The organism is Sphingomonas sp. 3-13AW, from assembly GCF_049311085.1.
In the GTDB taxonomy this organism is placed as follows: domain Bacteria; phylum Pseudomonadota; class Alphaproteobacteria; order Sphingomonadales; family Sphingomonadaceae; genus Sphingomonas.
Genome location: NZ_JASNVZ010000025.1, coordinates 41069 through 53387, shown reverse-complemented (window position 1 = coordinate 53387; position 12319 = coordinate 41069). Strand labels below are relative to the sequence as shown.

Annotated in this window: 14 protein-coding genes; 5 read left to right on the top strand and 9 right to left on the bottom strand. The window is 67.5% G+C overall.

Annotation, left to right across the window (positions count from 1 at the left end; genetic code table 11):
• Window positions 1-370 precede the first annotated feature (370 nt).
• A complete protein-coding gene (locus QP045_RS18325; protein WP_422516444.1) occupies window positions 371-1306 on the top strand; it encodes a hypothetical protein in 936 nt (311 codons plus the stop codon).
• Between the two features lie 9 nt (window positions 1307-1315).
• On the opposite strand, the gene QP045_RS18320 is transcribed toward QP045_RS18325, so the two are convergent.
• The 7 genes from QP045_RS18320 to QP045_RS18290 all read right to left on the bottom strand — a co-directional run bounded on the left by QP045_RS18320 (window position 1316) and on the right by QP045_RS18290 (window position 7212).
• A complete protein-coding gene (locus QP045_RS18320; protein WP_422516443.1) occupies window positions 1316-1669 on the bottom strand; it encodes a HesB/IscA family protein in 354 nt (117 codons plus the stop codon).
• Between the two features lie 14 nt (window positions 1670-1683).
• Window positions 1684-2160, bottom strand: coding sequence for an SUF system Fe-S cluster assembly protein (locus QP045_RS18315; RefSeq protein WP_422516442.1), 477 nt, complete (start codon window positions 2158-2160; stop codon window positions 1684-1686).
• A complete protein-coding gene (locus tag QP045_RS18310) occupies window positions 2160-3368 on the bottom strand; it encodes a cysteine desulfurase (protein ID WP_422516447.1) in 1209 nt (402 codons plus the stop codon). The genes QP045_RS18315 and QP045_RS18310 overlap by 1 nt, the downstream gene beginning before the upstream one ends.
• A gap of 2 nt (window positions 3369-3370) precedes the next feature.
• The gene (locus QP045_RS18305; protein WP_422516441.1) at window positions 3371-4450 is read right to left on the bottom strand and encodes a SufB/SufD family protein; all 1080 of its coding nucleotides are present in this window, start codon (window positions 4448-4450) and stop codon (window positions 3371-3373) included.
• Complete coding sequence (gene sufC, locus QP045_RS18300; protein ID WP_422516440.1) at window positions 4447-5190, bottom strand: Fe-S cluster assembly ATPase SufC; 744 nt, start codon at window positions 5188-5190, stop codon at window positions 4447-4449. The genes QP045_RS18305 and sufC overlap by 4 nt, the downstream gene beginning before the upstream one ends.
• 70 nt (window positions 5191-5260) lie before the next feature.
• Complete coding sequence (gene sufB / locus QP045_RS18295) at window positions 5261-6724, bottom strand: Fe-S cluster assembly protein SufB (protein WP_422516439.1); 1464 nt, start codon at window positions 6722-6724, stop codon at window positions 5261-5263.
• Window positions 6724-7212 carry an SUF system Fe-S cluster assembly regulator gene (locus tag QP045_RS18290; RefSeq protein ID WP_422516446.1) on the bottom strand — a complete coding sequence of 163 codons (489 nt, stop codon included), beginning with the start codon at window positions 7210-7212 and terminating at the stop codon, window positions 6724-6726. The genes sufB and QP045_RS18290 overlap by 1 nt, the downstream gene beginning before the upstream one ends.
• 184 nt (window positions 7213-7396) lie before the next feature.
• Between QP045_RS18290 and QP045_RS18285 the strand changes: the two genes are divergently transcribed.
• Window positions 7397-8395 carry a quinone-dependent dihydroorotate dehydrogenase gene (locus QP045_RS18285; RefSeq protein WP_422516438.1) on the top strand — a complete coding sequence of 333 codons (999 nt, stop codon included), beginning with the start codon at window positions 7397-7399 and terminating at the stop codon, window positions 8393-8395.
• 2 nt (window positions 8396-8397) lie between these two features.
• Here the strand turns inward: QP045_RS18285 and QP045_RS18280 are convergent, their stop codons facing one another.
• Window positions 8398-8715 (bottom strand): 2Fe-2S iron-sulfur cluster-binding protein, encoded by a 318-nt coding sequence (locus tag QP045_RS18280; RefSeq protein ID WP_422516437.1) that lies wholly within the window; start codon window positions 8713-8715, stop codon window positions 8398-8400.
• Between the two features lie 66 nt (window positions 8716-8781).
• Here QP045_RS18280 and QP045_RS18275 point away from each other — a divergent pair, with 66 nt between their 5' ends.
• The 3 genes from QP045_RS18275 to QP045_RS18265 all read left to right on the top strand — a co-directional run bounded on the left by QP045_RS18275 (window position 8782) and on the right by QP045_RS18265 (window position 10355).
• On the top strand, window positions 8782-9405 hold the full coding sequence (locus tag QP045_RS18275; protein ID WP_422516436.1) for a DNA-3-methyladenine glycosylase family protein: 624 nt from the start codon (window positions 8782-8784) through the stop codon (window positions 9403-9405).
• A gap of 96 nt (window positions 9406-9501) precedes the next feature.
• Entirely contained in the window at window positions 9502-9963 is a 462-nt protein-coding gene (locus QP045_RS18270; protein WP_422516435.1) for a DUF2721 domain-containing protein, read from the top strand.
• A gap of 23 nt (window positions 9964-9986) precedes the next feature.
• The gene (locus QP045_RS18265; protein ID WP_422516434.1) at window positions 9987-10355 is read left to right on the top strand and encodes a DUF4345 domain-containing protein; all 369 of its coding nucleotides are present in this window, start codon (window positions 9987-9989) and stop codon (window positions 10353-10355) included.
• A gap of 34 nt (window positions 10356-10389) precedes the next feature.
• Here QP045_RS18265 and QP045_RS18260 read toward each other — a convergent pair whose 3' ends face one another.
• Window positions 10390-11967 (bottom strand): amidase, encoded by a 1578-nt coding sequence (locus QP045_RS18260; RefSeq protein ID WP_422516433.1) that lies wholly within the window; start codon window positions 11965-11967, stop codon window positions 10390-10392.
• Window positions 11968-12319 lie beyond the last annotated feature (352 nt).

The window sequence follows — 12319 nt, the reverse complement described above, 5'->3', positions numbered from 1 at the left end:
CCGAACCGCTCGGCCGCCCGCCGGCACGACACCCCACCTTCAACGGCGGCGACCACACGGTCCCGCAGATCACGCGACAAGGCTCGACCCATCCATCCCGGCCTCCCTTGCCGGCAGGGATCGTGAATCAGAAAACCACGGCCATGTGAATCCCTCTCGATTCAGCTCGCTCGAAAACCGCTCTAGGCGCGAAGCGGGTGACGTAAACGCCCGCTTAAACCCCTCCGCTATTGGGGAGCTGGAACCACAGGAAGTGCGCGTATTCCTCCAGCCATTACTTGCCGAACTCATCAGCGTCGGCCAAATTATTGAGCGTTCAACTAAGATGGGCTGATATCGTCCTGCTTCGACTCGACAGAGGAGCAGTTCGATGAAGAACAGTCTGGCCGCACTTCTCTGCCTCGCCGTACAGGTCGCCGCCGCGCCCGCCTGGGCTGGCGGGGCCCCGTCACAAAGTGCGGCCGCCTCAGAGGCATGTCCATTGCCACCGGGCTGGGATGCCATAGCCGCGCGCAAGCCCCGCTTCGTCATCTTCGGGGAAATGCACGGAACGGAGCAGACCCCCGCCTTTTTCGGGGACGTTGCGTGTGCACTGGCCACGAAGGGCGAGCGAATCCTGGTGGCCCTTGAACTTTCCCCAGAGGGCAACCCAGCCCTGCAAAAGGTTTGGAGGCTTCCGGTCGCGCAGTTCCCCGCTGCGCTGCAGCAGATCGGCTGGGCCGGGGCGAATGATGGCAAGGACAGCGAGGCGATGCTGGCGATGCTCCTACGCCTTCATGCGCTCGCTCAGCAGACTCATCGAATCGATATCGTCGCATTCAACGGCGCAAAGGACGACGCGCAGCGCCGTCGGTTCGCCGATCTGCCCGGGCAAGACCCGCACGAAGCGGCGCAGGCCGAGAATATCCGCATCGCCGCAGATGCACGTCCGTACGATCGCGTTCTCGTCCTGGTCGGTGGTGCGCATGCCCACAAGCGCCCGGTACCCTATCCCGGAGGGTTATTACGACCGATGGCGATGCATCTCGCGCCGCCGGAGACCATCGTCGCGCTGGAGATGATGACCGCAGGAGGCTCGACCTGGAGCTGCCAGGCGAGAAGCGGCGTGACGCCACCTTCCTCTGCACCCGTTGCACCGCCGGATGTCACCTGTGGCGCCTTCCCCGCTCCCCGGGATGCCGACCTGGAACGGCCACCCTTCATCGCGTTGGGGCCGCTGCCGGGGTCAGAGCTGGCTCCAGGGATAGACGGGGTGTTCTGGGTTGGGAAGGTCAGCGCCTCCCCGCCGGTAGCCCCAAGAAAGTGATCGCCCCGATCAGACGGTGAAGCTCTCTCCGCAGCCGCAAGCACCCTTGGCATTGGGGTTGTTGAACACGAAGCCGGCGGTGAAATCGTCCTCGACCCAGTCCATCGTCGAACCGATGAGGTAAAGAATCGACCCGCCGTCCACGAACAGCGTCCCGCTCGCCGTATCGATGCGTTCGTCGAAGGGCTTGGCCTCGGTCACGTAATCGACGGAATAGGCGAGGCCCGAGCAGCCGCGGCGCGGCGTCGACAGCTTGACGCCGATCGCACCCTCCGGCGCCTTGGCCATCAGGTCAGCGATGCGCTGCTCGGCCGACGGGGTCAGCACGAGTGCGGCGGGACGGGGGCGGAGGGTGGTGGCCACGTCTGTTTCCTTGCTTACAACATGCCCAGTTCGAGCTTCGCCTCGTCGGACATCTTCTGCGGGTCCCAGGGCGGATCCCAGATCAGGTTCACCTCGGCCGTACCGACGCCTGGCACCGCGCCGACGCGCAGCTCCACCTCGGCCGGCATCGACTCCGCGACCGGGCAATGCGGGGTCGTCAGCGTCATGGTGACGGCGACATGGCCGTCGCCGGTGACATCGACGCCATAGATGAGCCCCAGGTCATAGATGTTGACCGGGATTTCGGGGTCAAAGATTTCCTTCAGCGCCTCGATTACGCCGTCGTAGATCTCGCCCCCCGGCTCCCCCGGAGAGGTCGCCTGCGGCTTTTGCGCGAGGAAGCCTTCCAGATAGTCGCGGCGGCGCGGCTCTGCTGCGGCGGGGGCTTCGACAAGCTCGTCCACGCGCGCCTTGGGCGGCGCTGCCACCGTGTCGACTTCTTCCACCGCGATCTTGCGTGTCTCGTCCATTAGCCGAAGATCCTGCTTACTCGTTCCAGGCCACGTACCAGCGCATCCACATCGGCCCGGGAATTATAGACGCCAAAGCTTGCCCGCGCAGTGGCCGGCACGCCGAGCCGATCCATCAGCGGCTGTGCGCAATGGTGGCCGGCGCGGATCGCCACGCGTTCCTCATCCAAGATGGTGCCGATGTCGTGCGGATGCACCCCCTCGATCGCGAAGCTGACAATGCCGGCGGAATCTTCCGGCCCGAACAGCGTGACGGAGTTGAGCCGCCCCAGCCCTTCGCGCGTGGCGGCGACCAGCGCCGTCTCGTGCGCGTGGATCGCATCGAGGCCAATTGCCGAGACATAGTCGATCGCGGCATGCAGCCCCAGCACGCCGACGATGTGCGGGGTCCCCGCCTCGAACCGGCCCGGCGGCGGCGCATAGGTGGTGCGCTCGAACGTCACCCGATCGATCATCGAACCGCCGCCCTGGTAGGGGGGCATCGCCTCCAGCAGCTCGCCCCTGCCCCACAGCACGCCGATGCCGGTCGGGCCGTAAAGCTTGTGGCCAGAGAAGACGTAGAAGTCGCAGCCGAGTGCGCGAACGTCGACCGGCAGCCGTGCGACCGCCTGGCACCCGTCGATCAGGATCTTCGCGCCCACGCCATGCGCCAGCGCGGTCGCGCGCTGCACGTCGAGGACCGAACCCAGCACGTTCGACACATGCGCCAGTGCGACCAGCTTGTGCTCCGGCCGCAGCATCCGTTCCATCGCGTCGAGATCGACGCGGCCATCGACCGTGAGCGGCACCACGTCGATCGCGGCACCCACGCGCTCCGCGACCATCTGCCACGGCACGATGTTGCTGTGATGCTCCAGCATCGACAGGAGGATGCGGTCGCCCGCCTTCAGCTGCGTCCCGGCCCAGCATTGCGCGACCAGGTTGATGCCCTCGGTCGCGCCGCGCGTGAAGACGATCTCGTCGGCAGAGCCTGCACCGATGAACGCCGCCACCCGCCGTCGCGCGGCCTCGAACGCCAGCGTCATGTCGGCGGACCGCTGATAGACCCCCCGATGGACAGTGGCGTAGGTCTCGCCATAGCCGCGCGCGATCGCGTCCAGCACCGGCCGCGGCTTCTGCGCGGTGGCGGCGGTGTCGAGATAGGCCCAGCCTTCCGGAATCGCCGGAAAGTCTGCGAGCAGGTCGAGCGGACGGGTGTCGGCGCGCACGCTCACAGCGCCGCTTCCAACCAGCGATCGGCGTCCGCCACGAACGCCTCGCGCACCGCTTCCTGCCCGATGCGATCGAGCGAGTCCGCGACGAAGGCACGGGTCAGCAGCGCCTTGGCACGGGCGCGCGGCACGCCGCGGCTCTCGAGGTAGAAGAGCGCACGATTGTCGAGCTCGCCCACGGTGGCCCCGTGCGCGCATTTCACGTCGTCGGCGAAGATCTCCAGCTCGGGCTTGAGGTTCACGGTGGCCGTGCGCTGGAGCAGGATGCCGCGCAGCGACTGCTCGCCGTCGGTCTTCTGCGCGCCGCGCGCCACATCGACCCGCGCGGCGAGGCTCGCTGCCGACTGGTCGGCCGCAACCGCGCGCCAGGTCTGGTGGCTGGTGCCGCGCTCGGCCGCATGGCGCACGGTGACCGCGCATTCTTGGCGCTGGTCGCCGCGGGTCAGCAGCGCGCCGCCCATTTCGGCATAGGCATCGGTGCCGCTCACGACGAGTTCGCCGTCGATGCGGCTCCCCATGCCGCCCGCACCCAGGAAGGTCGCGGCATAGCTTGCCGCCTGGCCGACATCGACCTCGTCACGGATCGAGACGAAGCCCTCCGTCTGGATCAGCCGCACCGACCGCATCAGCCGCGCACCGCGCGAAAGCTCGATGCGGGTCTGGCGATTGGCCCAGCCGCTGCCGACGAACGTCTCGACCACGGAGGCGGCGGCATCGGCCGCCAGTACGATCGAGCCGCGCAGGTGATTGCCGCCGCCCGAGCCGAGATGGACGATCTGGATCGGATCGCTCACCGCTTCCTGGCCGAGCTCCAATGCCCAGCCTTCGCCGGGCACGAAGCGGCCAAGCGGGTGCTCGCTGGACCAGGCGCGGCTGCCGACGGTGACGGGGCCGGGCGCGCTGCGGGCAGCGTCATAGACGCCGTCGACGAACACCAGCCGCGGGCCGGCGATCGGCAGCAGCGCGGCTTCCAGGCCGGGCGCAGCGCCGCGCGGGCTTTCGGCCGCACGCTGCAGCGCCGGCAGGTCCGACCAGCGCCACCGCTCCGACTTGGGCGAGGGAAGTTCGAGCGTGCTCACGCGGCCACCTGCGCGTAGCCCTCGCGCTCCAGCTCGTGCGCGAGTTCGGCGCCGCCGCTGCGGACGATCCGGCCGTCGGCGAGGACATGGACCACGTCCGGCTTCACGTAATCGAGGAGCCGCTGGTAATGGGTGATGAGGATCACCGCCTTGTCGGGCGCACGCATGATCCGGTTGATGCCGTCGCCGACGATCCGTAGCGCGTCGATGTCGAGCCCGGAGTCGGTCTCGTCCAGGATCGCGAGCCGGGGATCGAGGATCCCCATCTGCACCATCTCGTTGCGCTTCTTCTCACCGCCCGAAAAACCGACGTTGACCGGACGCTTGAGCATCTCTGCGTCCATCGCCAGCGCATCGGCCTGCGCGCGGGCGAGCTTCAGGAACTCGCCGCCGGACAGCGGCTTTTCGTCGCGCGCCTTGCGCTGCGCATTCAGCGCCTCGCGCAGGAACTGGACATTGGAGACGCCGGGGATCTCGACCGGATATTGGAAGCCCAGGAACAGGCCCGCTGCGGCGCGCGCATCCGGGTCCATCTCCAGCAGATCCTCGCCCGCAAAGGTCACCGAACCCTCGGTCACTTCATAGCCCGGGCGCCCGCCCAGCACATAGCCCAGCGTGGACTTGCCGGCGCCGTTCGGCCCCATGATCGCGTGCACTTCGCCCGCGTTCACCGTCAGCGACAGGCCCTTGAGGATCGGCTTGCCGTCGATCTCGGCGTGGAGGTTTTCAATCTTCAGCATGGATGACTTCCAGAACTTTCATTGTCCGGGCAGCGCGCGCCGCCCCCTAGTACCAAGCGCCCTGCGCCGATCAGCCGACCGAGCCTTCGAGCGAAATCCCGAGCAGCTTCTGCGCCTCGACCGCGAACTCCATCGGCAGCTGCTGCAGCACTTCGCGGGCAAAGCCGTTGACGATCAGCGCGACCGCCGCTTCCTGGTCGAGCCCGCGCTGCATTGCGTAGAACAGCTGGTCCTCGCTGATCTTCGAGGTCGTCGCCTCATGCTCGATCTGGGCCGAAGGGTTGCGCACTTCGATGTACGGCACCGTATGGGCGCCGCACTGGTCGCCCAGCAGCAGGCTGTCGCACTGGGTGAAGTTGCGGACGTTCTCTGCGGTCGGGCCGACGCGGACCAGCCCGCGATAGGTGTTGTCCGACCGGCCGGCCGAAATCCCCTTCGACACGATGGTCGAGCGCGACCCCTTGCCCAGGTGGATCATCTTGGTGCCGGTGTCGGCCTGCTGGCGGTTGTTGGTGACGGCGACCGAATAGAATTCGCCGACGCTGTTCTCGCCCGCCAGCACGCAGCTGGGGTATTTCCAGGTGATGGCAGAGCCGGTCTCGACCTGCGTCCACGACACCTTGGAATTCTTGCCCTGGCAGAGCGCGCGCTTGGTGACGAAATTATAGATGCCACCGACGCCGTTCTCGTCGCCCGGATACCAGTTCTGGACGGTCGAATATTTGATCTCGGCATCGTCGAGCGCGACCAGTTCGACCACTGCCGCGTGCAGCTGGTTCTCGTCGCGCATCGGCGCGGTGCAGCCCTCGAGGTAGCTGACATAGGAGCCCTTGTCGGCGACGATCAGGGTACGCTCGAACTGGCCGGTGTTCTCCGCGTTGATGCGGAAATAGGTCGACAGCTCCATCGGGCAGCGGACGCCCTCCGGAATGTAGACGAAGGTGCCGTCGGAAAAGACCGCGGAGTTGAGCGTCGCGAAATAATTGTCACGCTGCGGCACGACCTTGCCGAGCCACTTCCTGACGAGCTCGGGATATTCCCGGATCGCTTCGGAGATCGAGCGGAAGATGACGCCGGCGGCCTCCAGCTCCTTGCGGAAGGTGGTGGCGACCGAGACGCTGTCGAACACCGCGTCGACCGCGACCTTGCGCGCGCCCTCGACCCCGGCGAGCATCTTCTGCTCCTCGATCGGGATGCCGAGCTTTTCATAGACGCGCAGGATCTCGGGATCGACCTCGTCCAGGCTGCCGAGCTTCGGCTTCGCCTTGGGCTCGGCGTAATAATAGGCGTCCTGATAGTCGATCGGCGGGACGTTCAGCTTCGACCAATCGGGCGCTTCCATCGTCTGCCATAGGCGAAACGCCTTCAGCCGCCAGTCGAGCATCCACTCGGGCTCTGCCTTTTTCGCGCTGATGTAGCGAACCGTGTCCTCGGTCAGCCCCTTGGGAGCGAAGTCCTGCTCGATGTCCGAGGAGAAGCCCCACTCGTACTTCTTGTTCGCGGCGGCGAGCGCCTCTGCGTTCTTGGTAGCCATTATGCGTGCACTCCGGCACCCGGGCTAAGGCCAGGGTCCAGTTGAGAAAGAGTCCGTCCGGCAGGCTTGCCGTCAACGGGGTAGGAAGAAGAGATCGTCGCCAGGCTGACGGACGCCAGCGCACCGCGGACCAGTTCATTGACGCCGCCCCAGTGCGGGCGGACCCGGCAGCTGCCCTCCACCGCGCAATCGTGGCGCTCGGCGTCGACGCAGGTGGTGAGCGCGATCGGCCCTTCCACCGCCTCGACAATGTCGGCAAGCGAAATCGCCGCGGCCGGGCGCGCCAGCCGGAAACCGCCGGCCGCGCCGCGCCCCGTCTCGATTAACCCGGCGGCCGACAAACGGCTCACCAGCTTCTGGACGGTGGGCAGCGGCAGCCCGGTGTCCTCAGCCAGGCGCGTCGCATTGAGCCGCGCCACGCCACCGCAGTGGCGCGCAGTCGCGCTCATCATCACGACAGCGTAATCGGCGAGGCTGGAAAGGCGCATGAGCTCCAATCGGATCATTCCGGTCTGAATTGCAGATGGGAGCGCGAGCACGCCGGGTCAACCGCATTTCGCAGCTGCGAAGCCGCAAATGGCTGATTGTTCCGATCACCGTGATCGCCGGGGCCGCCGAAGTGGCTGCGCGAGGGGCTTTGACCCCCTTCCCCGCCGCTGCCATAGCCGCCCGATGCGCTTCTACCATCCCTTGCTGTTCACGCTCGATGCCGAGCGTGCGCACCGCCTGACCATTCGCATGCTTGCCGCCTGGGGCGCTGCCGGAACGCCGCTCGCCGCCGCCACGCCGGAGCGGCCGGTAACCGTGGCCGGCATCCGCTTCCCCAACCCGGTCGGGCTTGCGGCCGGGGTGGACAAGGATGCCGAGGCGGTCGCCGGTTTCTTTGCGCTCGGCTTCGGATCGGTGGAGGTCGGCACACTGACGCCGCGGCCGCAGCCCGGCAATCCGCAGCCCCGCCTGTTCCGGCTGACCGAGGATCGCGCGGTCATCAACCGGATGGGGTTCAACAACGGCGGGCTCGATGCTGCGCTCGAACGGATCGCGCGGCTGCCCGAGCGCAAGGGCGTGCTGGGCATCAACGTCGGAGCCAACAAGGAATCGGTCGCCGGCGACAGCGCGATTGCCGACTATGTCACCGGCATCACCCGGGCGGCGCCGCATGCCGACTACCTGACGATCAACATCAGTTCCCCCAACACGCCGGGGCTGCGCAACCTTCAGGCCCAGCCCGCGCTCGGTGAACTGATCGCCGCCTGCGATGCCGCGCGCCACACCGGCGGCAAGCGCGTGCCGCTGTTCCTGAAGGTCGCACCGGACCTCGATCGTGCCGGGTTGGAAGTCGCCGCCCGCGCTGCCATCGACGGCGGCATCGACGCGCTGGTCGTCTCCAACACCACCATCTCGCGCCCCGTGACCCTGCGCTCGAAGAACGCCGGGGAGGCCGGGGGCCTGTCGGGGGCGCCGCTTGCCGAACGCGCCCGTGCCAAGCTTATCGAAGCACGCGAGATCACTGGTGGCCAGCTGCCGCTGGTATCGGTCGGCGGCATCGGCTCGGCGGACGAGGCCCAGCGCCGGCTCGATGCGGGCGCGAGCCTCGTCCAGCTGTACTCCGCGCTGGTGTTCGAAGGGCCGGGTCTGGCCCGCCGGATCGTCGCGGGACTGCGGCCCTAGCCTCAGTCCTCGGCGGCGATCGTCACGCGCAGGCCGTCGAGCGCGGGCGTGAACTGGATCTGGCACGACAGGCGCGAGCGTTCGTCGCGGTCGGACGTGCTGTCGAGCAACTCGTTCTCGTCCTCGCTCATCGCGGGCAGCAGCGGCAGGAATTCCTCGTCGACATGGACGTGGCAGGTCGCGCAGCTGCAGCAGCCGCCGCACAGCGCCAGCAATTCATCGAAGCCCGCGTCGCGGATCACTTCCATCACGCTCAGGCCCACTTCTGCGGGGACGCTGCGTTCTTCTCCTTCGCGCGTAGTGACGGTAAGCGTGGGCATGCAATTTCTCCAGAACAACTCGGATGGCATTGGCGGCGGCGGCCGGCAAATTCAAGGCGCGCGACCATGGGCCTGACCACGGAGCAGCTGCGCCATTCGCTCGACGCGCTGGCAGAGATCGAGCCGGCGTTTGCAGCGGCGATCGCCCGCATCGGCTATCCAGAGCCGCGTATCCGCGCGCCCGGCTATGCCACCCTGTTGCGCACGATCGTCAGCCAGCAGGTCAGCGTGCATGCAGCAGCCGCGGTCTGGCGACGGCTGGAGGAGGCATTGGGCGAGGCCGATGACCCTACCCGGCTCGCGGGCGCGAGCGACGAGCTGCTCCGCGCCGCCGGCCTTTCGCGGCAGAAGATCGGCTACGCCCGCAGCCTTGCAGAGGAAGTAGCGAGCGGCCGGCTGGACCTTGCAGCGCTTCCCCAGGACGACGAGGCGGCGATCGCGGCCCTCGTCCACATCAAGGGCATCGGCCGCTGGTCTGCCGAAATCTACCTGCTGTTCGCGGAAGGGCGCCCGGACATCTGGCCGGCAGGCGACCTGGCCGTGCAGATCGAAGTGGGCCGCATCCTTGGCCACGCGGAGCGTCCGGCCGAGAAACTGGTCCGCACCCTGGCCGAACGCTGGCGCCCGCACCGCGGCGCCGCGGCTATCTTCGCCTGGCACCATTACAACAGCAAGATGGACGTGATCTGATCTGTACCGGCGCGAGGCAAACGCTCCGGCGAACTGCCGGGGCTTTCCGCCACCATTTCGCTTGCGCAGCCATGCCCGCCAGCGAATAATCGCCGCGTGCCATTTTCCCCGATCCTCCACACCGTCGCAGAAACCATCCAGGCGGCCCTCGCGCCGGTGTTCTTGCTCGCCGGCCTCGGCGCCATCCTGAACGTGATGGTGGGCCGACTTGCCCGCATCGTCGATCGGTCGCGCCAGCTTGAGGCATTGCACCTGCGCTCGATCGGGCCGGAGCGGGAGCGCCACATTGAGGAGCTTCGCCTGATCGACGGCCGGATCGGGATGATCAACAATGCGGTCTATCTGGTCGTGATGGCCGCGGTTGCGATCTGTCTCGTGGTTGCGATGTTGTTCGTGGCGGAACTGGGCAATTTCCAGATCGGCCAGGTCATCGCGGTCACGTTCATCGTATCGATGCTGCTGCTGACCGGCGGGCTTCTCTGCTTCCTGATCGAGATCCACATGTCGGTCCGGGCGATCCGCGTCCGCTCCGAACTCCTAGAACCGCAAAAGCCCTGACCGTCGCCACCGAACGCCGTCTGTTGCAGGCGGTCGTGGCGCTGCTGTGCCTGATCCCGCTCTCAACCGCGACCATGGGCATCGTGCGAGGCGCCGAGTGGCTGGCACAGGCGCCGGTGCGGACCGACCTCGACAGCCACTTCCGCTACCTCTCGGGCATTTTCCTCGGAATGGCGCTGGGCTTTGCCAGCTGCGTGCCGGACATCGAGCGGAAGGGCGCACGCTTGCGGCTGCTGGGCATGATGGTGGTGATCGGCGGCCTGGCACGGCTGTGGTCGCTGATCGCGCTGGGCGCGCCCTCCCCCGGCCATCTCGCCGGCCTGTGCGTCGAACTCGGCGCGGTGCCGCTGGTACTGGTCTGGCAGCGCAGCCTGGAACTGCGCTGCCGGTGACCGCGCCCGGCTATAGCTGGGCAGCAACGAACCCCTAGTTGGCGCGCACCGCCTCCAGCCCGCCGTCGGTAGCTACGCTCGCGGCATAGCCCGGCCTCACCCGCATTTTCCCGCGCTGCTCGAACGCGTATCCGGCGCCCAGCAGCAATGCCTCGCTGTACTTCGGACCCATGAAGGACAGCCCGGCCGGCAACCCTTGTACCAACCCCATCGGCACCGTCAGGTGCGGGGTGCCGGCAACGGCCGGAAGCTGGCTGGCGGAGGGCGGCACGAAATGATCGCCCAGGACCGGATCCGACAGCCACGGCATGCCATAGGTGGGCGACACCAGCAGCTGCACCCTGGCCTGGCCGAGCATGGCATCGATTCCTTCAGCACCCGCCAGCCGCAGCGCCTTCGCGCGTGCCTGTTTGTACGAGGCATCCTCAAGGCCCGGCATCTTCTGCGCCGCCTCGAACGTCTCCTGTCCGAAGAAGCGCATTTCCGTATCGGCATGGACTGCGTTGAAGGCGATCACCTCGGCCAGCGTCCGGGTCTTCACCGAAGGCGGCGTGGTCGCGAGATAGGCGTTTAGATCCGCCTTGAGCTCCGCCTTCAGCACCAGGAACTCGGCTTCGCCCAGCCCCTCCAGCTTCGGCTGCGTCACGTCGACCAGTTCCGCTCCGGCGGCGCGCAACACCGCCAGTGCGGCATCATAGCGGCTGGCGAGCGGGGCCGACATTTCGGGCCGGAGCACGCCGACGCGAACCCCCTTAAGCGCATCCGGCGAGAGTGCGGCGGCATAGTCGGTACGGTGCCGGTCGGCGTCGCGGGTGACCGGGTCGGCCGGGTCGCTGCCGACCATCGCAGAGAACAGCAGCGCTGCGTCGCGGACGCTGCGCGCCATCGGGCCGGCGGTATCCTGGCTGTGGCTGATCGGCACGATATAGGTGCGGCTGACGAGACCGATGGTGGGCTTCAGCCCGACCAGCCCGTTCATGGCAGCGGGACAGACCACCGAACCGTCCGTCTCCGTCCCCACCGCCGCCGCGGCCAGACTCGCAGCAGCCGCCGCGCCGCTCCCGCTTGAGGATCCGCAGGCGGTGCGATCGAGCGCGTATGGGTTGCGTACCAGACCGCCGGCCGCGCTCCAGCCGCTCATCGAACTCGACGACCGGATGTTCGCCCATTCCGACAGGTTGGTCTTGCCCAGGATCACGGCACCCGCAGCGCGCAGTCGTGCCACCACCGGCGCGTCACGCCCGGTGCGATTGTCGCGCAGCGCGAGGCTGCCCGCGGTGGTCGGCAGTTCCCGAGTCTCGATATTGTCCTTGATGAGCACCGGCACGCCGTGCAGCGGCCCGCGGGTTCGGCCGGCGCGCCGTTCGGCGTCGAGCGCGCGCGCCTGCGCCACGGCATCCGGATTGACGGCGATCACGCTCCGCAGCGTCGGCCCCTTGCGATCGAGCGCCTCGATTCGCGCGAGATAGGCGCGAGTCAGCGCCTCGCTGCTGGCGCCGGCGGCAAGCGCCGCCGCCGCGTCGGAGAGGGAGAGTTCCTCGACTGCGGGCAGGGTTTGCGACTGCGCGGAGGCAGGCATGGATGCCGCCGCCAGGAGCATGAGCCCCAGCATTCCAGGTCGTGCGCGCATCTTGTGATTCCCCCCTGCCAGGGATGCAGCTTGGGGGCGGGCGGGCGCGCTTGCAAGCACGTCGCCAACCCTTTGCCTCCGCCGCGCTTCGACGCGCGAACGGTCCCAAAGAAAATTTTTGAAACGGCGATTTTCGCTTGCAGCCTAGGTATTTCCACGCGTCGCGGGCCCCGCCGGACGATGAACGCCATGTTCACCGCGACGACCCGGCTTGTCAGCGGTCACGGATTGTAGGAACACTAGTGCTTGTGGTGGCGCAGGGGACGCGGCGCTATCGCTGGTATCCAGCGGACGCTCCCATTTTGAACGGAATGCGGCGGAAAAGCCGCGTTTT